At 71.7% G+C, this 22057-nt stretch carries 17 protein-coding genes; 6 read left to right on the forward strand and 11 right to left on the reverse strand.

Annotated elements, in window-relative coordinates; genetic code table 11:
• Window positions 1–85: 85 nt before the first annotated feature.
• The 4 genes from ACH4ZA_RS24435 to ACH4ZA_RS24450 all read right to left on the reverse strand — a co-directional run bounded on the left by ACH4ZA_RS24435 (window position 86) and on the right by ACH4ZA_RS24450 (window position 4886).
• Window positions 86–853: a class I SAM-dependent methyltransferase gene (locus tag ACH4ZA_RS24435; protein WP_398431639.1), complete on the reverse strand. Its 768-nt coding sequence runs from the start codon at window positions 851–853 to the stop codon at window positions 86–88.
• 244 nt (window positions 854–1097) lie between these two features.
• Window positions 1098–1973, reverse strand: a complete 876-nt coding sequence (locus ACH4ZA_RS24440; protein WP_398431608.1) for a geranyl diphosphate 2-C-methyltransferase — start codon at window positions 1971–1973, stop codon at window positions 1098–1100.
• 15 nt (window positions 1974–1988) lie between these two features.
• The gene (locus ACH4ZA_RS24445; RefSeq protein ID WP_398431609.1) at window positions 1989–3389 is read right to left on the reverse strand and encodes a family 2 encapsulin nanocompartment cargo protein terpene cyclase; all 1401 of its coding nucleotides are present in this window, start codon (window positions 3387–3389) and stop codon (window positions 1989–1991) included.
• 81 nt (window positions 3390–3470) lie between these two features.
• Complete coding sequence (locus tag ACH4ZA_RS24450) at window positions 3471–4886, reverse strand: family 2B encapsulin nanocompartment shell protein (RefSeq protein ID WP_398431610.1); 1416 nt, start codon at window positions 4884–4886, stop codon at window positions 3471–3473.
• A gap of 1492 nt (window positions 4887–6378) precedes the next feature.
• On the opposite strand from ACH4ZA_RS24450, the gene ACH4ZA_RS24455 reads away from it, so the two are divergent.
• A complete protein-coding gene (locus ACH4ZA_RS24455; protein WP_398431611.1) occupies window positions 6379–7203 on the forward strand; it encodes an MHYT domain-containing protein in 825 nt (274 codons plus the stop codon).
• An 81-nt stretch (window positions 7204–7284) separates the two neighbouring features.
• Here ACH4ZA_RS24455 and ACH4ZA_RS24460 read toward each other — a convergent pair whose 3' ends face one another.
• The gene (locus ACH4ZA_RS24460) at window positions 7285–8094 is read right to left on the reverse strand and encodes an IclR family transcriptional regulator (protein ID WP_398431612.1); all 810 of its coding nucleotides are present in this window, start codon (window positions 8092–8094) and stop codon (window positions 7285–7287) included.
• A 218-nt stretch (window positions 8095–8312) separates the two neighbouring features.
• Between ACH4ZA_RS24460 and ACH4ZA_RS24465 the strand changes: the two genes are divergently transcribed.
• The 3 genes from ACH4ZA_RS24465 to ACH4ZA_RS24475 are packed head-to-tail and all read left to right on the forward strand — an operon-like array spanning window position 8313 to window position 12302.
• On the forward strand, window positions 8313–9398 hold the full coding sequence (locus tag ACH4ZA_RS24465) for a homoserine dehydrogenase (protein WP_398431613.1): 1086 nt from the start codon (window positions 8313–8315) through the stop codon (window positions 9396–9398).
• Entirely contained in the window at window positions 9391–10878 is a 1488-nt protein-coding gene (locus ACH4ZA_RS24470) for an aldehyde dehydrogenase family protein (protein WP_398431614.1), read from the forward strand. Before ACH4ZA_RS24465 ends, ACH4ZA_RS24470 begins: the two co-directional genes overlap by 8 nt.
• The gene (locus ACH4ZA_RS24475; protein WP_398431615.1) at window positions 10875–12302 is read left to right on the forward strand and encodes an aspartate ammonia-lyase; all 1428 of its coding nucleotides are present in this window, start codon (window positions 10875–10877) and stop codon (window positions 12300–12302) included. The genes ACH4ZA_RS24470 and ACH4ZA_RS24475 overlap by 4 nt, the downstream gene beginning before the upstream one ends.
• On the opposite strand, the gene ACH4ZA_RS24480 is transcribed toward ACH4ZA_RS24475, so the two are convergent.
• From ACH4ZA_RS24480 to ACH4ZA_RS24500, 5 genes are all read right to left on the reverse strand, one after another.
• Window positions 12283–12723 carry an Lrp/AsnC family transcriptional regulator gene (locus ACH4ZA_RS24480; RefSeq protein ID WP_398431616.1) on the reverse strand — a complete coding sequence of 147 codons (441 nt, stop codon included), beginning with the start codon at window positions 12721–12723 and terminating at the stop codon, window positions 12283–12285. The two genes, ACH4ZA_RS24475 and ACH4ZA_RS24480, sit on opposite strands and share 20 nt — an antisense overlap.
• 158 nt (window positions 12724–12881) lie before the next feature.
• A complete protein-coding gene (locus ACH4ZA_RS24485; protein WP_398431617.1) occupies window positions 12882–13673 on the reverse strand; it encodes a cyclase family protein in 792 nt (263 codons plus the stop codon).
• A complete protein-coding gene (locus ACH4ZA_RS24490; protein ID WP_398431618.1) occupies window positions 13670–14371 on the reverse strand; it encodes an HAD hydrolase-like protein in 702 nt (233 codons plus the stop codon). Before ACH4ZA_RS24490 ends, ACH4ZA_RS24485 begins: the two co-directional genes overlap by 4 nt.
• Window positions 14368–15813 (reverse strand): amino acid permease, encoded by a 1446-nt coding sequence (locus ACH4ZA_RS24495; protein ID WP_398431619.1) that lies wholly within the window; start codon window positions 15811–15813, stop codon window positions 14368–14370. Before ACH4ZA_RS24495 ends, ACH4ZA_RS24490 begins: the two co-directional genes overlap by 4 nt.
• A 181-nt stretch (window positions 15814–15994) precedes the next feature.
• Window positions 15995–16468 carry a hypothetical protein gene (locus ACH4ZA_RS24500; RefSeq protein WP_398431620.1) on the reverse strand — a complete coding sequence of 158 codons (474 nt, stop codon included), beginning with the start codon at window positions 16466–16468 and terminating at the stop codon, window positions 15995–15997.
• Between the two features lie 564 nt (window positions 16469–17032).
• On the opposite strand from ACH4ZA_RS24500, the gene ACH4ZA_RS24505 reads away from it, so the two are divergent.
• The gene (locus ACH4ZA_RS24505) at window positions 17033–18226 is read left to right on the forward strand and encodes an NAD(P)/FAD-dependent oxidoreductase (protein ID WP_398431621.1); all 1194 of its coding nucleotides are present in this window, start codon (window positions 17033–17035) and stop codon (window positions 18224–18226) included.
• Window positions 18223–19113 carry an RNA polymerase sigma factor SigJ gene (sigJ, locus tag ACH4ZA_RS24510; protein ID WP_398431622.1) on the forward strand — a complete coding sequence of 297 codons (891 nt, stop codon included), beginning with the start codon at window positions 18223–18225 and terminating at the stop codon, window positions 19111–19113. The genes ACH4ZA_RS24505 and sigJ overlap by 4 nt, the downstream gene beginning before the upstream one ends.
• 230 nt (window positions 19114–19343) lie before the next feature.
• Here sigJ and ACH4ZA_RS24515 read toward each other — a convergent pair whose 3' ends face one another.
• On the reverse strand, window positions 19344–21941 hold the full coding sequence (locus tag ACH4ZA_RS24515; RefSeq protein ID WP_398431623.1) for a SpoIIE family protein phosphatase: 2598 nt from the start codon (window positions 21939–21941) through the stop codon (window positions 19344–19346).
• Window positions 21942–22057: the final 116 nt, after the last annotated feature.

Raw genomic sequence — 22057 nt, forward strand, 5'->3', positions numbered from 1 at the left:
AGGACGGCGGCTGCGGGCGCGGTGTCTGCCGGGTCGCCCGGCAGGAGCGGCCCGGTGGCGCGCCGTGCAGACCGGCCGACGAGCGTCATCGCCTGCGGTGCGCGGTGTAGACGGTCGCGGTCATCGCCGCCGTCACCGGGCCGGTGCCGAGCCTGTCGGTCATCTTCTGCGCGACCGAGGCGCTGACGGACCGCGCGTCCTGGCGGGCTTCCAGGGCGGCGCCGACCGGTGTGCCGGTGAGGAAACCGGTGGCCACGGAGGCGGCCGACACCGCGACGCCGTCCAGGGTGACCTCGTCGGTCGCGTCGAGGGTCAGTCCGGCCGCGGCGAGGTCCGAGGCGACCAGGGCCGGATTCGTGTAGCCGTGGGGCACGTCTTCGAGGAAGGCGGGCGCCCGGCCGGGCATGGCGTCCTCCAGGGCGTTCTGAAAGGCGGACGCGAACCCGTGCGTGGCCAGCGGGCCCCAGCTGTTGAACAAGAACCGCCCCGGCGGGGCCAGCACCCTGCGCACCTCTGCGTAGGCGGCCGGTCTGTCGGGAAAGAACATCACCCCGAACTGGCACACCACGAGGTCGAAGTCGCCGTCCTCGAAGGGCAGTTCCTGCCCGTCGGCCTGCCGCCAGTCGGCGCGCGGCTCTCGTGCCGACCCGGCGGCGACCATCGCCTCGTTGAGGTCGCTGGCCACCACGGAGGCCGTGGGCGCCGCGGTGAGCAGGGCCGAGGTCAACGCCCCGGTCCCTGCGGCGAGCTCCAGGACCCTACGGGGCCGTAGCGCGGCCGCCCTGGCTGCCAGGTCGGCGGCGAACGGGCGGAAGAAGACCGGCACGAGGTGCCGTTCGTAGGCCTCGGGCATGGATCGCGTCCATCGCCGGTCCGCGTCGTCTGCGTTCACCCGACAGACAGTAGTCCTGCGCCGGCCGCGACGGCGGGCGGCAGGCTGACCTCTGCTCCCACTGACCCGGACGGTCCTGGAGGGTCGTGGACGGCGGTGACCCGGCGTCGCGGGCGCGAGTTGCGGGAGAGGGGCGGGCGAGCTTCGCGCCTGGCGGGGTCGGGGTCGCCGGTGAGGGTACGGCCGCGGCCCCGCCAGGCCCGGCTCACACCCGGTCGGCCGCGATCAGGACGTACTGGAAGGAGCCGTCCCGATAGGACTCGATGAACGCCTCCTCGATCCCGGTGACCAGCGACGACGTGGCCCGCAGCTCCCAGTAGGGCAGCGTGTCCGGGGTGAGGTCCACGATGGTGTGCGGCACGAGCCGGTTGTCGGCCATGGCACGCAGGTACTCGCGACGGGAGTGGATGTTGCACTCGAAGTGGGCGTTGATCTGCGAGACCCACTTCGACGGCTGGCCGTAACGGGGGTTCCAGCAGCCCGTGATCGTCACGTACCGGCCGCCCACCTTCAGGAAGCGCGAGTGCTCGGCGAACAGGTCGTGCAGGTCGACGTACATGGTCGACTCGTTGTTCCACGAGGCCGTGATGCTGCCCTTGTCGAAGGGCGTGTCCAGCATGTTGCAGACGCGGGAGCGGACGTGGTCCTCGATACGCAGTTCCCGCGCGCGCCGGTTGCCGAAGTCGGCCTGGGCGGTGGAGAGGGTGACGCCCTCGACCTTGCAGCCGAAGCGGCGGTGCGCCATGACCATGGACCCGCCGCGTCCGCAGCCGGCGTCGACGAGGGTGTCGTCGGGACCGACGGCGCCGAGATGGTCCATGAGGAGCTCTGCCTGTGCCGACTCCAGACGGTGCAGTTCCGCGATGAGCTTCTTCTCGTATGCGCTGTCGGCCGGGTCACCGAGCGCGGCATGGTCCACGTCACCGATTCCGTAGTGGTGGTGGTACAGCCCGTCCACGTCACCGAGGCGGAGGTTGACCGGTCGTGCCTCGGCGTTCCAGTAGCGGGCGATGTCCTCCTGGTACGCGGTCGCCGGCGCAGGGATCTTCGCGGTGGCGGTGGAGGTCGTCTCAGTGGTCACAGAAATATCCGTTCTCTACCAGAAGTCGGGCAGGCTGTATCGGTAGGTGTTGGTGCGGTGCCAGTCGTGGTTGCCGTCGACCCAGGCGGCCACTCCCCGCAGGAAGCGCAGCACAGGGGGCAGGGGACAGGCCTTCGCGAGGTCGGCCGCGGCGGCCTCGAAGGCGTGCTGGAGTTCGTTGTGGATCTCGACGGCCTTGAGATAGGCGTCGCGCTCGGAGAGCCGCTCGCGTTGCGCGATGACCACCGGCAGGTTCAGGTGGAGGCCCGGGCTGTCGAGTTCCTTGGTGTACGAGTAGAGGTCGTTGACGATGGTGGTCGCGTTGCCCGCGAGGGCGATGACCCGCTGCATGTCCGGCCGCGCGTGCAGATCGGCGGGCAGCTCGTATTCGCCGACGGTGTCCGTGATGGTGGGGCAGGGACGGAAGTTGTTGAACTGGCGCATCGCCAGGTACTCCCACACCTCCGGGACGTGACCGGTCTGGGCCCAGGCGGCCTCGGCGAGGTAGCCCATGTGCAGCCGCGCCATGTCGTGCCGGTAGCGGTCGGCCTGCGAGGGCGTGGCCGCGCGGACGAAGTAGTCCATCGCGCTGCGGTACGCCCGGCGGGGAGCGTCCGAGACGAGCGACTCCTGCCATGCCGACGCGTACGCGGCCGTGGTGTGGACGTGGTCGAGCGCCGTGTGCGCGAGGAGGAGGCGCCCGCCGAGACCTACGGGTGACCCGCCGTGGTCCTCGCAGTAGCAGTCGTCCACCGCGTTCTCGGCGACCATGAGCCGCGTGGCGATCATCAGGTGGTCGACGGTCGGGGCGTCGGGGTGGCAGCCGACCATGTACCGGCCGACGGAGAAGCCGTCGAACTGCCCCTCCCACTCCTCGGGATAGAGCCGCACCTCGTCCTCGGCCCACTGCTTGATCCGGCGGCTGACCTCCTCGACGCGCACGGGGTCGGGCTCCGGGACGCAGTGGTGGTAGAGACCGGGGACGGCCCGCCCCGCGGCCGGCGGGGCGGGTGTGACGGACACCGGTTGCGGAAGCGGCACTTCGTCCCGGGCGGACAGGGCGAGACAGCTCGTGCCCAGTCCGGTGGGTCCGCGCAGGACTCCCCGCAGAGCGGTTTCCTGGAAGGCGGTTTCAGGGGAGGCGGTTTCGTGGGTGGCGCTCCCGCGCAGAGCGGAGCAGGCCGCCGCGGTGTCCGGCGGGTGTGGTGCGGCGGAGGTGGGCGCCGGGGGCGATGGCGGGTCGGGGATCGTGACCGGCGGATGCAGTGCCGCCAGAAATCCGGAGGCGGCCGACGGTGCCGGAAGGCCGGGGACCGGAGGGTCGGGGACCACCGGTGCGGGGGCGTCCGGCTGGGTCGTGCGCGGCGTCGGCAGCCGCTGAGGCGGGGATGATCCGAGGGGCCCGGAGTCGGGCATCGTCGGCTCCTTGCTGCGGTGGGGTGGGCGGTCCGGGCAAGCTCGGACGTGTCAGGCGTGGATCCGAGGCGGAGCAGGGCTTCAGCGCGGCCTTGGGGCGATCTGCACGTTCTCCATCACGCCGAGGGCGTCGGGCAGGAGCACCGCGGCGGAGTAGTAGGTGCTGACGAGATAGGAGATGATCGCCTGTTCGTTGATGCCCATGAACCGTACGGAGAGCCCCGGTTCGTACTCGTCGAGCAGTCCTGTCTGCCGCAGGCCGATGACGCCCTGGTTCTTCTCGCCGGTGCGCATCGCGATGATGGAACTGGTCTGCTCCTTGCTGATCGGGATCTTGTTGCAGGGCAGGATCGGGACCCCGCGCCAGGCGGGGACCGACTGTCCGCCGAGATCGACATGGTCGGGGTAGAGACCGCACGCGTTGAAGCCGCGTCCGATGGCGGCGATCGTCCTCGGGTGTGCGAGGAACAGTTTGGTGCCGCGCCTGCGGCACAGCAGATCGTCCATGTCGTCCGGGGTGGGCGGGCCGAAGCGGGGCTGGATGCGCTGCTTGAAGTCCGCGTTGTGCAGCAGCCCGAACTCGCGGTTGTTGATCAGCTCGTGTTCCTGACGTTCCCGCAACGCCTCGACGGTGAGCCTGAGTTGCTCCTCGCTCTGGTTCATCGGACCGTTGTAGAGGTCGGCGACCCGCGTGTGGATGCGCAGCACGGTCTGTGCGACGGAGAGCTCGTACTCACGGGGCTTCGGCTCGTAGTCGACATAGGTGCCCGGCAGTTCGGCCTCGCCGACGTGACCGGCCGACACGGCGATCTCCGCCTCGCCGTGCTTGTTCTGCCGCTGCCGCGCGCGGGAGCTGAACCGGGCGACGTGGGCCCGGAGTTCGGGTGCGCGCTCCAGGACGGCGCCGAAGTCGGTGCGGGAGAGGGTGAGGACGGCGCCGGAGGTCTCGGCGGTGACCGTGCAGTCGTGACGGGCGTCGGCGTCCGACAGGGCTTTCTCGCCGAAGTGGTCGCCGTCCGCGAGCACCGCGAGGGTGTTCTCTGCGCCGTACGGGCCCTCGGAGGTCTGGACGAGCCGGCCATGGGCGATCAGGTGGATCCGGTCTGCGGGGCTGCCGCGCTCGACGAGGACCTCGCCCGCAGTGAAATCGCGCTGCGTGCAGCGGTCCGCGAGGGCGCAGAGGACGTCCTCGTCCTCGAATCCGCGCAGAAGGGCCAGTTCACCGAGCTCTCGTGGGATCACCCGGACCGTGGCGCCCTCCTGGACGAACTCGATGTGCCCGTCGCCGAGGGTGTGGCGCAACCGCCGGTTGACCCGGTAGGCGCCGCCCTTGGCCTCGACCCAGGGCAGCATCCGCAGGAGCCAGCGAGAGGTGATCTCCTGCATCTGCGGGGCGGACTTGGTGGTGGTGGCGAGGTTGCGGGCAGCGGAGGTGCTCAGGGACTGCTGGGCCGCGACGGGTGGGGTGTGGGTATCCGGGACGCTGTCGACGGACATTTCGGGGGCGTTCTCCTTGCGCGCAGGCCGTCCGGCGCACAGGCGTGCGCCGGACGGGAGACAGGGAGGGGTGGGCAACGAGCGGGAGGGATCACGGGCATCCGTCCACCTGCAGAAAGCTAGCCGCTGGAACGGCCGCATCCACCGGGGAGACGGGATGCTTACCTCGAAGCGGTGACAATCAGTTGATTGCGGTTTATCGCCCCGGAGATCGTCTTTGTTGCCCCACACGCCACGGGTCTGCTCGCGGCCCGCCAGCGCAGGGCTGAGACGCCGGCGAGGAAGACGTCGACTCCGACGAGGAACTGTTCGCGGTCTTCGTGCTCGCCGAGTTGGATCGCCGCCGCGTGCACGAACGGATACCGGCCGGGATCGACCTGCGCCCACTGTGCGGCGGCGTTCTCCAGGAACGCCTCCCGGCCCTGGTCGCCGCGTTCGCGCAGCCGCGCGTTCGAAGGCGTTCTGCGCGGCGACGCCGAGGACGTGGTTCACAAGCGCGCCGGCCGCGTCGAAGCGCACCCGTTCCGGGACTTCGAGGGCGTTCAGCAGCCGGCCGATGCTCTCGTAGAAGTCCAGGAGTGCGGGCCGCCACGGCCGGCGGGAGAGTTCCGCCCCGATCCAGGGGTGGGCGTCGATCGCGTCCAACAGGCCGAGGGCGAGGCGGCGCAGAGCACACGCCCGAGGAGTCGGGCTGCGTCTAGTCCGGGACTGGCCGCTCACCCACTGGCGCAGGCTCGGCCCGCCCGCTTCACAGACCGACGGGACCGTGGTCCCGCACCGCGAACTGGCCGGTCTGGAAAGCGGCTTGTCGAACGCCTCGGTCGCGGAGGTGGACGGGTTCCGCATGGCGTCCGCGCTGACGTGCCGGTGCTCTCGCCGACCACGGTGATCGGCTTCTTCCCGATCATCGACCACATCGGTCAAGCGCTACGGGGAACTGCGCCCGATGCGCGCCCAGCACGTGCGCGCAGGGCTGATCAACCCGCTGAAGGTCGAGTACGTGCCTTGTCGGAGCTCAAGGTGAACGGGTGCAGCGGAAAGATCGTCCGGCTGATCGACGAGCGTCTGGACCGAGCCCGGCGGTCCGACCCGGCGGTCCGGGAGACGGCCTTTGCGAACCGGGCTGTCCTGAAACAGCGGTAGCACGACGGCCCGTGGCCGCGGTCCCGGGACCCGCTCCGGCGACCTGCCGGGGGCGCTGAGCCGGGGCCCCGGGGCCGTGACGCCGCGGAGCGGGGTGCTTTCGGGTGAAGCGTGGCGAAGTATCGATTCGGCGAATGAGTGTGCAGAGCATGGAGGATTGGTGTGCACGGCGTGGTTGAATCGTGTACAACTAGTCACCTGGCTTGATCCGGTCGTTCGGCATCTCCAGGCCTGCCCGTTCGCCGGGACGGCGGGGCTCCGAACCACCCGCGCCCGGTGGCGCGCGGACGCGCGCGCTGAACCGCTTCGGCTCAGCCGTCGGCCCTCACCCACCCCGAAGGACACGTCGATGACCGCCACCGTCTCCAATTTCTACTACGGGGCCGCGACGCCGATCGCGGCCTACCTGATGGCCTGCCTCGGTGCGGCGCTCGGACTGCGCTGCACGACACGCTCCCTGCGGCGCCCGCACCACAGAGCCAGATGGCTGGCCCTCGGGGCCGTGTCCATCGGCTGCGGCATCTGGACCATGCACTTCATCGCCATGATCGGTTTCAACGTCCAGGGCGCACTGGTCGAGTACGACTCGACGAAGACCGTGCTCAGCCTCGCCGTCGCCATCGTCGTCGTCGCCATCGGCGTCTTCCTCGTCGGCTACCGCGGCGGCTCGGCCGTGAACCTCGCCGTCGCGGGCACGATCACCGGGCTCGGGGTCGCGGCCATGCACTACCTCGGCATGGGCGCCATCCACACCAACGGCGGCCTGCAGTACGACATGCCGACGGTGGCGCTGTCCGTGGCCATCGCCGTCGCGGCCGCAACGGCGGCACTGTGGGCGGCGGTCTCCATCCGCGGCCTGTGGTCGAGCCTGGGAGCGAGCCTCGTCATGGGGGTGGCCGTGACCGGCATGCACTACACCGGCATGGCTGCGGTCTCCGTGCATCTCACCGGCGGTTCAGCAGTCTCGCAGTCCTCCACCGGTCTGCTCTCGTTCCTCCTGCTGATGCTGGCCGGACCGCTCGTGGTGCTCCTGGTCGCCGCCGTCATCGTCATGTTCGACCCCGACATGATGCTCGGCGACGACGAGCCGGCGGCCCTGCCGGCGCACCGCGCCGGGACCGACGTTCCGACACGCTGGGAGGCCGGGTCCTCGCAGCCCTACAACCCCTGGTGACGGGCCCGCGACGGCACAGCCGCCCGGCGCCTTCGGGCGGCCCGGGCGCACTCCACGACACGCTCCGAGCCGCGAAAGTCCCTACCGTGCGGGGTCGCTGCCGCCGAGGGTGTCCGTCAGCGCGGCGGCGGCAGCGGCGAGGTCCGTGCGGATCGCCCGCGCGTGCGGAAGCAGATCCCGCTCCCTGCCGACGACCGACACGGCGGCCCTGATGCGCCCGTCGGGGTCGCGCACCGGGACCGCGTACTCGGTGACCCCGTGTTCGAACTCCCCGTGTGCGGCGACGACACCGCGCAGACGGTCGTGGTCGTTGGCCGCGACGAGTTCTGCGGCGGTGCGCGCCGCGTTGGGGCCGCCGACACCGATCAGCTCGTAGTCGTCGAGCAGGGCCGCGATCTCCTCGGCGGTGTGGTCGAGGAGGAGCGCGCGGCCGGCGCCGGTGCACCAGCACGGGGTGACGAGACCGGCCCGGCCCTGCCACTCCTGGGCGAAGCCCGCGGCGGACTCGGCCCGCAGCAGCCGGACCTGGACGCCGTCGCGGACGGAGAGCCGCGCGCCGGCCCCGTGTGCCACGGCCATGTGGCGCAGCAGCGGACGGCTGCGGCGCGGCAGGCCCGGATGCAGGGACGCGGCCGTGGCGAAGAAGGCGTCGCCGGCGCGCAGGGTCGAGTCGTCGAGGCGTTCGAGGAAGCCCTTGTCGCACAGGTCCTGGACGGTGCGCGAGGCCTTGCTGCGCTCGATGCCGACCTCGCCCGCGAGCCTGCTGACGTTGAAGCCGGCCCGGCCGGAGGCCTCGCGGTCCAGCACGGCGTTGACCACGCGCAGGGCCATACGCAGCGAGGAGGCCGCTCCCGGGCCCGTCTGTCCGGGGGCGGGGCCGTTCGTCGTCACGACGGCACTATATGCGAGACGGTGATCAGCGGGCCGGGGCGGCGGGCCGGAGCCGACGGAGTCCGCACCGGGCCCCCGCCGCAGGACGAACGGCACAGGCCGGTGCGCTTCGGCAGTCCTTCCGGGCGTTTCGGCATGGCCGTGCTGACGTGCCGGGGCGTGACGCTGTGGGGGCCGCGCCGCCAGGGGGCGGCGTCTCACGGAAGGAGGAGGTCCGGATGACCCGATACGACCTCGCACTCATCGGATTCGGCGGTGTGAACCGTGCGCTCGCCGAGCTGATCGTCGAACGCGCAGACACCCTCGAGGCCGAACTGGGCTTCGCGCTGCGGGTGGTGGCCATCACCGACCTGCGGGCCGGATCGCTCGTGCGCACGGACGGCGCGGGGATAGACCTGGCGCCGCTGCTCGCGGTGGCCCCCGGTGAGCTCGACTTCTCGATGCTGGCGGGCGGCAGCCCGGACCCCCGCAACGAATGGGTCATCCGCGAGGCGCCCGCCGACATCGTGGCCGAAGCCACCTTCACCAACCCTGCGGACGGCGAGCCCGCGCTCTCCCACGTGCGGTGGGCCCTCGAGGCCGGCAAACACGTGTGCACCACCAACAAGGGGCCGGTCGCCCTGCACCGAGGCGCCCTGAAGGAGCTCGCGCGACGGCACGGCGTGCGCTTCGAGTTCGAGGGAACCGTGATGTCGGGGACGCCGGTGCTGCGCACCGCGCGCCGCATGTTCGGCGGGCTGACCGTGAACGGTTTCGAGGGTGTCATGAACGGCACCTCCAACTACGTCCTCGGCCGGGTCGAGTCCGGCCTGTCCTTCGCGGACGCCGTCGCCGAGGCCCAGGCCCTCGGATACGCGGAGGCCGACCCGACGGCCGACATCGAGGGCCACGACGTCCAGCTCAAGGTCATGATCCTCGCGGGCGAGGTCCTCGGTGCGGACCTCGGACGCGCGGACGTGCCCTGCACCGGGCTGTCCGCCCTCACCGAGGCCGACGTGCGCCGCGCCGCGGCCGAGGGCCTGCGCTGGAAGCTGGTCGGCTCCGCGTCCCGGCGTCCGGACGGCGCCGTCGAGGCCCGGGTCGCGCCGGTCGCCCTGCCCACCGAGCACGCGCTCGCCGGTGTCTCCGGGCCCGTCAACGCCGTCGCCTTCCACACCGACCTGCTGGGCACGGTCACGGTCGCCGGGCCCGGCGCCGGACGCGTCGAGACGGCCTACGCCCTGCTGTCGGACGTCATCGCCGTCCACGAGCGCACCACCGCGCCCGCGTCCGTCGCGACCCTCCTGGAGGCCGGCCGTGCCTGACACCGTCCTGAACACCGCCACCCTGACGGCCACCGCCCCGGACACCGCGTCCGACAGCGGTGGGGACGCCGGTCTGAGGGGCCACGACCAGGCCGGCGACGGCATGGCCGTCGTGCGCAGCCCCTACGGCGCCGAGGCCATCGGTTCGGTGTGTCTCACCCCGGCCGCCTCGGTGGACGACGTCATGCGGAGGGCCCGTGAAGGGCGCACGAAAGCGCGCCGCCTCTCCCGCGCCGCTCGCGCGGCCGTGCTCGACGGCGCGGCCCGGCTGGTCGAGGAGCGCGCCGAATCGTTCGCCCGGCTGATCGTCGCCGAGGCGGGCAAGACCCTGGTCCAGGCCCGCAAGGAGACCTCCCGGGCCGTCAACACCCTGCGTCTGTCGGCCGCCGAGGCGCGCCGCAACGCGGGAGAGGTGGTGCCGTTCGACGCGTACGCGGGATCGGAGGGGCGGCTGGGCTGGTTCACGCGCGAGCCGCTGGGCGTCATCGCGGCCGTCACGCCGTACAACGACCCGCTCAACCTGGTCGCCCACAAACTCGGGCCCGCGATCGCCGGCGGCAACGCCGTCGTGTTGAAACCCTCCCTGCTCACCCCGCTGTCCGCGCTGCGCCTCGTCGACACGCTGGTGGAGGCCGGGTTGCCCGAGGACGTGGTGACGGTGGTCAACGGCGACGCCGACCTGGGGGCCGCCGTGGTGTCCGCGCCGGACGTGCGCATGGTGTCCTTCACCGGCGGCTTCCGCGCGGGTGAGGCGGTCGCCCGCTCTGCGGGACTGAAGAAGCTCGCCATGGACCTGGGCGGCAACGCCCCGGTCGTCGTCCTGGCCGACGCGGACCTGGAAGCGGCGGTCGAGGCCTGCGTGTCGGGCGCGTTCTGGGCGGCCGGGCAGAACTGCATCGGCGCCCAGCGGATCCTCGTCGAACGCGACGTGTACCCGGCGTTCCGGGACGCCTTCGTCGAACGGACCCTGCGGCTGCGCACCGGCGACCCGATGGACGCACGCACCGACGTCGGCCCCATGATCAGCGAAGGGGCGGCGGCCGCCGCCGAGAACAAGGTCACGGCGGCGATCGAGCAGGGCGCGCGGCTGCTGTGCGGGCACGAACGGCAGGGAGGCCTGTACGCCCCCACCGTGCTCGAGGACGTGCCGGGGACCTCGGACCTGTGGCGTGAGGAGGCGTTCGCGCCGGTCGTCGTCCTCCAGGCGGCGGACTCCTTCGAGGAGGCCGTGGAGCTGGCCAACGAAATCGACTTCAGTCTGCACGCGGGCGTCTTCACCGGTTCACTGGACCGGGCGATGGACGCGGCGCGACTGCTGGAGGCAGGCGGCGTCATGATCAACGACTCCTCCGACTACCGCTTCGACGCCATGCCCTTCGGCGGCTTCAAGTACGGGAGCATGGGCCGCGAAGGCGTGCGATTCGCCTACGAGGAGATGACCCAGCCCAAGGTCGTCTGCCTCAACAGGGAGCCGGCGTGAGTGACTCCGCCGCCGCGTCCGCCGCCCGCTCCCCGGCGCCGTCCGGTCCGCGGACGCGCGTCGAGACCGACGCTCTGGGGGAGATCGAGGTGCCCGCGCAGGCGTACTGGGGCGCGCACACCGCGCGCGCCCTGGACAACTTCCGCGTCAGCGGTGTCCCGGTCTGCGTCCACCCCCATCTCGTACGGGCGCTCGCCCAGGTCAAGCACGCCGCGGCCCTGGCGAACGGCGAGATCGGAGCCCTCGAGCCGCACAAGGTGCGGGCGATCGCGGCGGCCTGCCGGGCCGTCGCGGAGGGCCGTCATCATGAGCAGTTCTGCGTGGACGTCATCCAGGGCGGCGCCGGCACCAGCACCAACATGAACGCCAACGAGGTGATAGCGAACCTCGCGCTGGAACATCTGGGACACGCGCGCGGGCGCTACGAGCACCTCGACCCGCTCGACGACGTCAACCGCTGCCAGTCCACCAACGACACCTACCCCACGGCGCTGCGGATCGCGGTCAGCGCCGCACTGAGCGAACTGAACGCCGAACTGACGCTGCTCGCAGCGGAGTTCACGGCCAAAGGCGCTGAATTCGCCACCGTGGTCAAGGTCGGCCGCACACAGTTGCAGGACGCCGTGCCGATGACGCTGGGCCGCGAGTTCGGCGCGTTCGGCGTGACGCTGGCGGAGGACGTCGACCGGATCCGCGAGACGCAGCCGCTGCTGGCCGAGACCAACCTCGGCGCCACGGCGATCGGCACCGGCATCGCCGCCCAACCGGGCTACGCCGCCGCGGCCGTGCGCCACCTTCGCGCGCTGACCGGGCTCGACATCACGCCGGCCCGGGACCTCGTGGAGGCCACGTCGGACACGGGTGTGTTCCTGCTGGTGTCGGGGGTGCTGAAGCGGACGGCGGTCAAGCTGTCCAAGGTGTGCAGCGACCTTCGGCTGCTGACCAGCGGACCGCGCGCGGGCCTCGCGGAGATCTCCCTGCCGCCGCGGCAGGCCGGCTCGCCCGTCATGCCGGGCAAGGTGAATCCGGTGATCCCCGAAATGGTCAACCAGATCGCGTTCGCGACCGTCGGCGCGGACGTGGCCGTCACCATGGCCGCCGACAACGGTCAGCTGCAGCTCAACGCGTTCGAACCGCTGATCGGCCATCTGCTGCTGCAGCACATCGGCTGGCTGACGCACGGCTGCTCGGCGCTGCGCACCCTCTGCGTGGCGGGCATCACCGCCGACCGGGAGCGACTCGCGCGCGGGGCCGCCGGCGCGGTCGGCGCGGTGACGGCGCTCGCCGCACGCATCGGACACGAGGCCGCCACGGAGGTGGCCCGGGACGCCGCGCGCACCGGGGCCGACGTGGTGGACGTCGTCGTACGACGCGGGCTGCTGGACCGCGAGAGCGCGCTGCGTCTCATCGCCGCGGCCGGCTGACGACGCGGGACAGCGCCAGCGCCGTCACCGTGTCCCGTACACCGGGCATCTGGGCCATCTGCTCCCAGATGCCCTGTACGCGTTCCAGGGAGTCCGCCTCCACACTGACCAGCAGGTCGAACTGGCCGCTGAGGACGTCGCAGGAGACCACCTCGGGGATGCGCTTGAGGGCGGCGAGGACGTCGGCCCCGCGCATCCGGTCCTCCCGGTAGACCAGGACGTGCGCGGCCACCGTCTCGCGGTCCTGGCCGTACGACGGACGCACGATCGTGTAACCGCCGATGTGCCCCTGCCGCTCGAGCCGTTCGACGCGCTGGCGCACGGCGTTGCGTGACAGCCGTACGCGCTGGCCCAGTTCGGCGTGGGAGATCCGGGCGTTGCGGGTGAGCTCGGTGATGATCCGCTCGTCGATGGCGTCCATGGCGCTGTGTGTCTCCTGACTGGCGAAGGCTCCGGTGGCCGGGGGGCCACCGGAGCCTTCGTGCCGGTTCGCGACGCCGTCCGTCGTCGTGGCGTCGTCCGTCCTCGTGGCGTGGGTCGGTTCTCGTGGGTCGGTTCGTGCGGGGCGGTTCGTGCGGGTCAGTTCTCGTGGTGGAGGGCGAAGACGCGGGCGGGGAAGCCGGAGCCGCCCTGCGGTTTGGGCCAGGTGGCGACGATCAGCGCGCCCGCCTCCGGCACCTTGTCCAGGTCGGCCATGAGCTCGATCTGCCAGCGGTCGCGTCGCAGGACGTAGTCCTCGAGGCTGAAGTCGCCCGCCGAGGTGGCCAGTCCGGGGTCGGTGTCGGTCTGCTCGTGCCCGATCGCGGTGACGCCGGCCTCCTCGAAGAGGTGGTGGAGCACCTCGGCCGACCAGCCCGGGCAGTGGCTCACGCCCGCCTCGTCCTTGTTGGCCATGGCGGCCGGGTCCGGCCAGCGGCGGCCCCAGCCGGTGCGCAGTGCGACGAACGCGCCCCGGGGGATCCGGCCGTGGCGGGCCTCCCAGGCCGCGACGTCGTCCAGGGTCGGCACCGCGTCCGGGTCCTTGGCGACGCGGTCGGTGATGTCGAGGACGACGAGCGGCAGGATCATCTCGTCGACGGGTATCTCGTCCAGGGTCCGGGCGCCGGCCACGAAGTGGACGGGCGGGTCGACGTGGGTGCCCCACTGCCCGACGATCGTGTACAGGTGCACGTTGAAGCCGTCGCCGCGGGACATGTCGAAGGGCATCTCGCGCTTCTCGTCCGGGAAGGCGGGGAAGTGCGGCTGACCGGGATGGAAGGCGTGGGTGAGGTCGGTGCGGACCGTCCTGCCGATGAGTTCCCGGTGCAGGGCCCACAGCGGGGGCTCGGTGACGGTCGCGGGGGTGGCCGTGACGGCTGTTTCCGGTGTCATGCGTGTTCGTCCTCCAGCTCGGCGCCGTACCCGGCGTTCTTGTCCAGCAGGTCTATCCAGTCGAGGAGTTCGGCGGGCCGGGCGACGGAGGCGACCGCGTGGGCCGACTCCGCGGGCCCGCCGTACCCCCACCGCACATGGACGGCGGGGATGCCCTCGGCGGCGGCGCTCTCGACGTCGTAGGCACGGTCGCCCACCATGAGCGGCCGGCTGACGTCGGCGCCCGCCGCCCGCAGGCGGGCCACGCACGTGCGGATCACCTCCCGCTTCGTCGTGCGGCCTGCCTCCTCGCGCACACCGCACACGGCGAGCAGCCGGGACCCGAGACCGAAGCGGTGGGTCATCAGCTCCGCCTGGTCCTGCACCTTCGAGGTCGCGACGCCCATCGGCAGACCGCGTGCGACCAGGGCGTCGAGGAGTTCGGGGACACCGTCGTACAGCGCGGCGGCCGACGTGCCGTCACGGGCGTACGCGGCGCGGTAGGCCGTGAGGGCGGCCCGTGCGGCGGGCTCGTCGAGCCCGACCACGCGGCGGAAGGTGTCGTGCATCGGCGGGCCGACGAAGGAGCGCAGGGTGGCCGCGTCGGGGACCGGGGCCCCGACGGAGCGCAGGGCCTCCGCGGCGCTGGCGGTCACGCCGGGAGCGGAGTCCACCAGGGTGCCGTCCAGGTCGAGCAGGACGCAGGTCGGCGCCCTCATGCCGCCGCCCCCGCGGTGCGGCGGCGGCCGTGCCGCAGCCAGTGGTAGAGGTAGCAGCCTGCGACGAACGGAACACCGAAGTACAGGGCCGTCGCCTGCGCGGGATCGAGCGCGATGCCGACGAGCGAGGCGAGGCACAGGACGAAGGCGAGGACCGGCACGACCGGGTAGAAGGGAGTCCGGTAGGGCAGGGTGCCCGGGTTCCCGCCCGCGCGGACGAAGGCCCGCCGGTGGAAGAACTGCGAGGCGGCGATGGACATCCAGACCCCGACCGCGGCGAATCCGGCGATCGACACCAGCACCAGATAGACCGTCTCGGGCGCCGCGACGCTGCTCACCAGGGAGGCGAGGCCGCCGAGCATGCTCAGCGCCAGCGCGGTGAGGGGGATGCCACGGCGGCTGAGCCGGCGCAGCGCCTGCGGCGCCTGCTTCTCCTCAGCGAGCGAGAAGAGCATGCGGGCGCAGGAGTACAGGCCGCTGTTGCCGGCCGACAGCAGCGCCGTGATGATCACGAAGTTCATGACGTCGGCCGCGTAGGGGAAGCCGATGGCGGAGAAGACGGTGACGAACGGACTCTCGTCCAGGCCCACTTGGTCGTACGGGATGGTCGCGGCGATCACCGTGATCGCGCCGACGAAGAAGACCAGCAGGCGGACGACGGTGACGCGCAGGGCCTTGGGCACGGCCTCGGCGGGGTTCTCCGTCTCGCCCGCTGCGACGCCGATCAGTTCGGACCCCGAGAAGGCGTAGAACGCGGCCAGCACGGTGACCAGGACCCCCGAGAAGCCGTTCGGGAAGAGGCCGTCGGGGGTGTGGAAGTTCTCCAGCAGCAGGGGATGGGCGCCGCCCTGTGCGAGCGGGTGGAAACCGGCCAGCGCGGCGCCGCCGAACACGATGAGGGCGACCACGGCGATCACCTTGACCAGCGAGAACCAGTACTCGGTCTCGCCGAAGACGCGCGCCGAGAACGCGTTCACCCCGAAGACGACGGCGGCGAAGACCACACACCAGACCCAGACGCTGACGCCGGGGAACCAGCGCTGCATCAGCAGCCCGCACGCCGTGAACTCGGAGCCGAGCGCGACGGCCCAGGTCAGCCAGTAGAGCCAGGCGGTGGCGAACCCGGTGGCGGGGCCGATCGACCGGCTCACATAGACGTGGAAGGCGCCCGAGACGGGATAGGCGACGGCGAGTTCGCCGAGGCAGGCCATCACCAGCCAGACGACGAACGCGCCGACGAGGTAGGCCAGGACCGCGCCGAGCGGACCGGCCTGGGAGACGGTGAAGCCGGAGCTGAGGAAGAGCCCGGAACCGATGACGCCACCCATCGCGATCATGACGAGATGGCGGGAACGCATGGTGCGGCGCAGGCCGTCGCCGGGCGGCCGGGGAGCGTTGTCTGCGGCGGCCGGAGCGTTGTCCGGTGCTGCTGAGACGGACATGGCGGTCTCCTCTGCGGAGCGGAGCGGGGAGAGGGGGACGGGCGTGGGGGGCGATCGGCACGGCATGGCTGCGGGGTGAGGCCACTTTCGGGGACTGCCGGCGCGCGTCGGGGTGGTCGCGGGCCGAGGGGGAGCGGGCGCCTCGTGCGGGCGACGGGCTCACGGGAACGGGGCCAGGCGGTCAGGCCCGGGAGACGAGGTCCAGCGGGGCGGAGAGCTCGATCACCGGGACCTCCCAGGGGTGGGCGTCGGTGAGGCGGGCGAGGATCCGCGCGAGGGCGTCGTCGTCCACCTCCGCGTCGACGTAGGTCGTCACGGCGAGCGTCGAGGACAGGAACCGCCCGCCGATCGAGCCGAGTGCGGGGCGGGCGCCGGGCCGGACGGTGAATCCCTCGGCGCCGAGGGAGACCTCGAAGACGTCGCCGTAGACGCCGAAGTCCCCGAGCTCGGGGGAGGTCTCCACGACGCGCAGGAGAGAGGCGAAGGAGTCGTCGGCCCGCAGCGCGTCGAGGTCGCCCTTCGCGCAGGCGCTCAGGGTGGCGCTCGCGACCGGCCAGAACACCTTGATCGTCCGGACCCTCCGGCGCCGGACGGACGCGTGGGCGTCCGTCCGGTCCTGTGCGGTCGGTTCCGGCGTGATCGTCGTCGTGGCCATGCGCGTCTCATTCCTTCGGCATCCGGCGGCGGGTGATGAGAGGATGCTAGGCGCGCATTAAATGCACGGCAAGATGCAAATGCTGCACAGCTTGCCCTGGCGGTCGTCGAACGCGCGCTGCGACCGAGTGCGGACGCCGGCGGGTACCGATGCCGGGGGCCCGTGCATGGGGGAGCGCATGGAGCGAGCGAAGGGGTGGCGCCGCGGGTGAAAGAGGCGGTGCTGGGACGGTTGCGCCCGCCTGCCCCTGGGGCGCGTCGGGCCGCGCGTCAGTGGCGGCGACTCGAGCTGCGGCTGAGCGGGATCAGTGGGCTCACCTGGAGTTCACCGACGAGGGCGCCCGGTGGGCCGCCGGCCGAGGAGTGCACCTGCTCGACGGCGATCGCCTGGAGCAGCGGGCGACGGAAGGGTGTCCGTGCGACCGGGTGACCCTCTGGAGGTCCTCGCCCGCCTCGCATGACGTGGCCGAGGAGTGGGCCGACATGGCTCCCGTTGTCCTGGTTCAGTGACGCAGGTCACGTCGTATGGTGTCACGTGTCCGCCCGCCCGCGGTGTCTTGAGGGCATGAGCGAACACAGCAACCCCAGCAAGGTCGTGGTCGTCGGCGGTGGGTACGCCGGGACGCTCGCGGCCAACCGCCTGCGGGTACGTCCCGACGTCGATATCACCTTGGTCAATCCGCGCCCTGCGTTCGTCGAACGCATCCGGCTGCACCAGTTCGCGGCCGGCACCGGCGAGGTCACGATCGACTACGGCACGCTGCTCGGCGAGGGCATCGGGCTGGTTGTCGACAGCGCCACGTGCATCGACACCGCCGCCCGCACGGTACGGCTGGCATCCGGACGCGAACTGGCCTATGACTACGTGATCTACGCGGTCGGCAGCACCGGAGCGGCACCTGCATCGGTGCCCGGCACAGCCGAATTCGCCTACCAGGTCGCCGAGTTGGAGTCCGCGCAGCGGCTGCGCACCAGACTGGCAGAGTTGCCCCTCGATGTGCCGGTCACCGTGGTGGGCGGCGGGTTGACGGGCATCGAGACGGCAGCCGAGCTGGCCGAGCGAGGACGCAGGGTCACGCTGGTGTGCGGGCGCACTCTGGCGCCGGCGTTCAGCACACCTGGTCGCCGGTACATCGCCACATGGCTGTCCCGGCACGGTGTTGCCGTACTCGAGGCCGTCGAGGTGAGCGAGGTCCGGCAGGACGCGGTGGTCCTTGCCGACGGAGGGGTGCGCCCCAGCGCCCTGACGATCTGGACGGCGGGTTTCGGAGTGCCGGAGCTGGCGGCGGCGAGCGGGCTGCGCACCGACGCGCTCGGCCGGCTGCTCACCGACGAGACGCTGACCAGTGTCGACTGCGACCGCATCGTCGCGGCCGGCGACGCCGTCGCACCCTCGGGGCAACCCCTGCGGATGAGCGGCTACGCCGCCGGGCCGCTCGGGGCGCAGGCCGCCGACACCGTGCTGAGCCGTATCGCCGGAACCGAACCCGCCGTGATCGATCTGGCCTTCACCGGGGCGTGCGTCAGTCTCGGCCGGCGTGCCGGCATCCGACAGCTCGCCCGTAAGGACGACACCGCGGTGAACTTCTACATCGGCGGCCGCGCAGGAGCGGCGATCAAAGAGGTGACCTGCAGGTTCGTGGTCGCGAAACGGATCCGTCGCGAGGCGGCCGAACCGGGTTCCATGCGCTGGCCGAAGGGCGGTCCGCGTCCCGCAGCAGGGGCGGACTCCGCCGCGCGGGAGGCCACCTCTCCGTGAGTGCCGACGAACATGCGGAGCGGTTCACCCTGTTGCGGCCGCTGCTGTTCACGATCGTCTACGAGATCCTCGGCTCGGCGACCGACTCCGACGACGTGCTGCAGAACAGCTACCTCCGGTGGGCCGAAGTGGACCTCGCGACGGTACGGGACACCAAGTCGTATCTGGCGCAAATGGTGACCCGGCAGGCGCTCAACGCCCTGCGGGCGAGCGCACGGCGCCGCGAGGACTACATCGGCCCGTGGCTGCCCGAGCCGCTGCTGCTCGACGAGAACGACGCCTCGGCGGACGTGCTGCTCGCCGAGTCGGTGTCGATGGCGATGCTCGTGCTGCTCGAAACGCTCACCCCCGATGAGCGTGCGGTGTTCGTGCTGCGCGAGGTGTTCGGCTTCGAGTTCCGCGACGTCGCCACAGCGATGGGCAAGTCCGTGGCGACGGTGCGTCAGGTGGCGCACCGTGCCCGTGGGCACGTACGGGCTCGGCGCAAGCGCTTCGAGCCCGTCGACGCCGTCACCACCTCGCGGATCACCGACCAGTTCCTGACCGCGGCGACCACCGGCGACCTGGACGGGCTGCTGTCGCTGCTCGCGTCGGACGTCACCTGGACCGCCGACAGCGGCGGCAAGGCCACCGCAGCGCGCCGACCGGTGGTGGGCGCGGAGAGGGTGGCCGCGGTCCTCATGACCCTGTTCCGCCTGGAGCGGCTGGCGGACCTGCGGATCGAGAGGGTCAACTGCAACAACACGCCCGCCCTCGTTCTCAGCGGCGAGCGCCTGGAAGCCGTCTTCCTGATCGAGATCGCCCACGGGAAGATCACCAACTTCTACGCCATCCGCAACCCGGACAAACTTCTCGCGATGGCGATCCCACGGCGGATCAGCCGGTAGGGCTGCCGTCGCGTCCACACCTGGGTGCGGCGCGGCCTGAGACCGTCGGCAGCAAGGGCTCGCGGCGGACTCGGCGACCGCTCGTCACAGGGGCCGGAGCCCCCACCGGTGCGCCGGCGCCGGCCGTCACGCCCGGGACGCCGCGGGGCGGCTGACCGGTCCCCGCGGGCACCGCGCCGGCGCGTACCGCTCTCCACCCGGTTCTGGTCGCCCGGGCGGAGACGGGCGGCTCAGCGTTGCGGCAGTGCGTGCTCGGCCCAGATGACCTTGCCGCGGGGGGTGTAGCGGGTGCCCCAGCGCTCGGTGAGCTGCGACACCAGGAACAGGCCCCGGCCGCCCTCGTCGGTCGTCGCGGCGTGGCGCAGGTGGGGTGAGGTGCTGCTGCCGTCGGTGACCTCGCAGGTCAGCGTGCGGTCGTGGATCAGCCTCACGTGTATGGGCCCGCTGCCGTAGCGGACGGCGTTGGTGACGAGCTCGCTGAGCACCAGTTCCATGCTGAAGGCCAGCTCGGACAGCCCCCATGCGTCGAGCTGGTCGTTCGCCGCGGCGCGCACCCCGGCGACGGCGGCAGGGTCGGGCGGCACGTCCCAGCCGGCGATGCGATCCGGTGGCAGCGTGTGGGTGCGGGCGATGAGCAGGGCCACGTCGTCGGTGGGATGGTCGGGCAGCACCGATTCCAGAACGGCCCGGCAGCTCTCCTCCGGCGCGCGCTGCGGGTGGCCCGCGAGGGCCTTGCGCAGGATCTCCATCCCTTCGTCGAGGTCGCGGGTGCGGTTCTCGATGAGCCCGTCGGTGTAGAAGACGAGCTGGGAGCCTTCCGCGATGTCCATCTCGACGGCCTGGAAGGGCATGCCGCCCAGACCCAGCGGCGGACCCGGCGGCAGGTCGGGGAAGACCACGTCTCCGTCGGGGTCGGCCAGGGCGGGAGCCAGGTGCCCGGCGCGGGCCATGGTGCAGCGGAGCGTCGTGGGGTCGTAGATCGCGTACAGGCAGGTGGCGCCCACGACGGCAGCGGGCTCGTCCGTGCACGCCTCGTCCTGGTCGATGCGACCGACCACGTCGTCCAGGTGACTCAGCAGTTCGTCGGGCGGCAGATCGAGCGTGGAGAAGTTGTGCACCGCGGTCCGCAGCCGTCCCATGGTCGCGGCGGCGTGCAGGCCGTGGCCGACCACGTCACCGACGACCAGCGCCACGCGGCTGCCGGGCAGGGCTATCACGTCGAACCAGTCCCCGCCCACCCCCGACCTCGCCGGGAGGTAGCGGTAGCCGACGTCGACCGCGCTCTGCGCGGGGAGGCCCTGCGGCAGCAGGCTGCGCTGGAGGGTCACCGCCAGGGCGTGCTCGCGCGTGTACCGGCGGGCGTTGTCGATGCTGACCGCGGCGCGAGCCACCAGCTCGTCGGCGAGCGAAAGCTCCTCCTGGTCGAACGGGGGGTGCTCCTCGGAGCGCCAGAAGTTGACCATGCCGAGGACGACGCCGCGGGCCTGGATCGGAGTCGCTATGAGCGAATGTATGCCGTAGTCCACTATCTGTTCGGTGCGTTCCGGGTCCTGCAGGTGCCAGCCCGTCGCGGTGGACAGGTCGGCCACCAGCTCCGAGCGGCCGGTTCCGAAGCCGCGTGCCTGGGGCGTGGAGGGGAGGAAGTCGATCAGCCGGTCCTTCTCGTAGAGCGGCTGGTCCTCCCGGATGCCGCACACGGCGACACGTCGCATCCCCTTCGCCGTGGCGGCCGGCTCCTCGCCGCGCAGCACGGCGTCGGCCAGGTCCACGGTGACGAAGTCGGCGAAGCGGGGCACGGCGATCCGGGCGAGCTCGTCGGCCGTCCGCACGACGTCGAGGGTGGTGCCGATGCCCAGTCCGGCGTCGTAGAGCAGCTTCAGCCGCTCACCGGTGATCTCGGCCCTGCCCGACACCGCCTGCAGTTCGGTGGAGTCGCGCAGTGTCACGACCGTGCCCCGGGGGCCGGCGCCGCGGCCCGTGGACCTCTGGTTGACCACCAGCAGCCGCGGTCCGGCCAGGTGCACCTCGTCGCTGGCCTCGCGGCCGGTACTGAGCAACGACAGGATCTCGGGTTCGAGGGACGACAGCTGCGAGACCAGCTGCCCCTCCGCCTCCGGGGGCAGCTCCAGGAGCCGCTCGGCCTCGTCGTTCGCCAGCAGCAGCCGCCCCTCGTCGTTGACGATGAGCACTCCTTCGCGCACCGAGTGCAGCACCGCGTCGTGATGCTCGTACATGCGGGTCATCTCGTTCGGGGCCAGGCTGTGCGTCTGCCGCCGCAGCCGCCTGCTGACCAGCACCGTGGCGGCGGTGGCCGCTGCGAGCGCGATCGCTCCGGCGGTCAGGATGATCGGAATCTGCTGCTCAACCAGCCCGGTGACGTTCTTGACCTTCAGCCCGGCGGAGACGAGGGCCGTCACCTGTCCGCGGGTGTCCCGGATGGGCACGGTGGCCTGGACCTCGTGCCCGAGGGGTCCGTGCACGCTCTCGGTGTAGACCTTTCCCGCCAACGCCGGCCCGATCCGCCCCACGAACCGCTTGCCGATCCGGTCAGGCAGCGGATGGGTGTAGCGGATCCCCTTCGTGTCCATCACCACGATGAAGTCGACGCCGGCGGACTTGCGCCCGGACTCGGTCAGCGGCTGGAGGATCTTCGAGGGGTCGGGGGCTCGCAGTGCGGACAGCACGCCGGGGGAATGGGAGAACGTCTGGGCGACCGCGATGGATCTCCTCTTGGCCTCGGCGCTGGTGTGCCGTTCGGACTGCACGACCAGGGCGAGGACGGCCAGCGCGACGAGCAGCACGACCAGGGTCACCTGCAGGAGGAACATCTGGCCCGCGACGGTCCGCGTGCCCTTCCGTGCCGGCGGCCAAAGCCGCGATAGGTGTCGAAAGCTGGCAAAACGGTCTCCCATTCGGTCTTTCTAGCACTGCTGGACCCGTCCAG

This window comes from Streptomyces sp. NPDC020597, from assembly GCF_044335095.1.
Lineage (GTDB): Bacteria > Actinomycetota > Actinomycetes > Streptomycetales > Streptomycetaceae > Streptomyces.

Bases quoted from the DNA above. Each gene is read 5' to 3' on its own strand.
- ACH4ZA_RS24435 (WP_398431639.1), bottom strand. From the start codon at position 853: ATGCCCGAGGCCTACGAACGGCACCTCGTGCCGGTCTTCTTCCGCCCG.
- ACH4ZA_RS24445 (WP_398431609.1), bottom strand. From the start codon at position 3,389: ATGCCCGACTCCGGGCCCCTCGGATCATCCCCGCCTCAGCGGCTGCCG.
- ACH4ZA_RS24450 (WP_398431610.1), bottom strand. From the start codon at position 4,886: ATGTCCGTCGACAGCGTCCCGGATACCCACACCCCACCCGTCGCGGCC.
- ACH4ZA_RS24455 (WP_398431611.1), top strand. From the start codon at position 6,379: ATGACCGCCACCGTCTCCAATTTCTACTACGGGGCCGCGACGCCGATC.
- ACH4ZA_RS24465 (WP_398431613.1), top strand. From the start codon at position 8,313: ATGACCCGATACGACCTCGCACTCATCGGATTCGGCGGTGTGAACCGT.
- ACH4ZA_RS24480 (WP_398431616.1), bottom strand. From the start codon at position 12,723: ATGGACGCCATCGACGAGCGGATCATCACCGAGCTCACCCGCAACGCC.
- ACH4ZA_RS24485 (WP_398431617.1), bottom strand. From the start codon at position 13,673: ATGACACCGGAAACAGCCGTCACGGCCACCCCCGCGACCGTCACCGAG.
- ACH4ZA_RS24490 (WP_398431618.1), bottom strand. From the start codon at position 14,371: ATGAGGGCGCCGACCTGCGTCCTGCTCGACCTGGACGGCACCCTGGTG.
- ACH4ZA_RS24495 (WP_398431619.1), bottom strand. From the start codon at position 15,813: ATGTCCGTCTCAGCAGCACCGGACAACGCTCCGGCCGCCGCAGACAAC.
- ACH4ZA_RS24500 (WP_398431620.1), bottom strand. From the start codon at position 16,468: ATGGCCACGACGACGATCACGCCGGAACCGACCGCACAGGACCGGACG.
- ACH4ZA_RS24505 (WP_398431621.1), top strand. From the start codon at position 17,033: ATGAGCGAACACAGCAACCCCAGCAAGGTCGTGGTCGTCGGCGGTGGG.
- ACH4ZA_RS24515 (WP_398431623.1), bottom strand. From the start codon at position 21,941: ATGTTCCTCCTGCAGGTGACCCTGGTCGTGCTGCTCGTCGCGCTGGCC.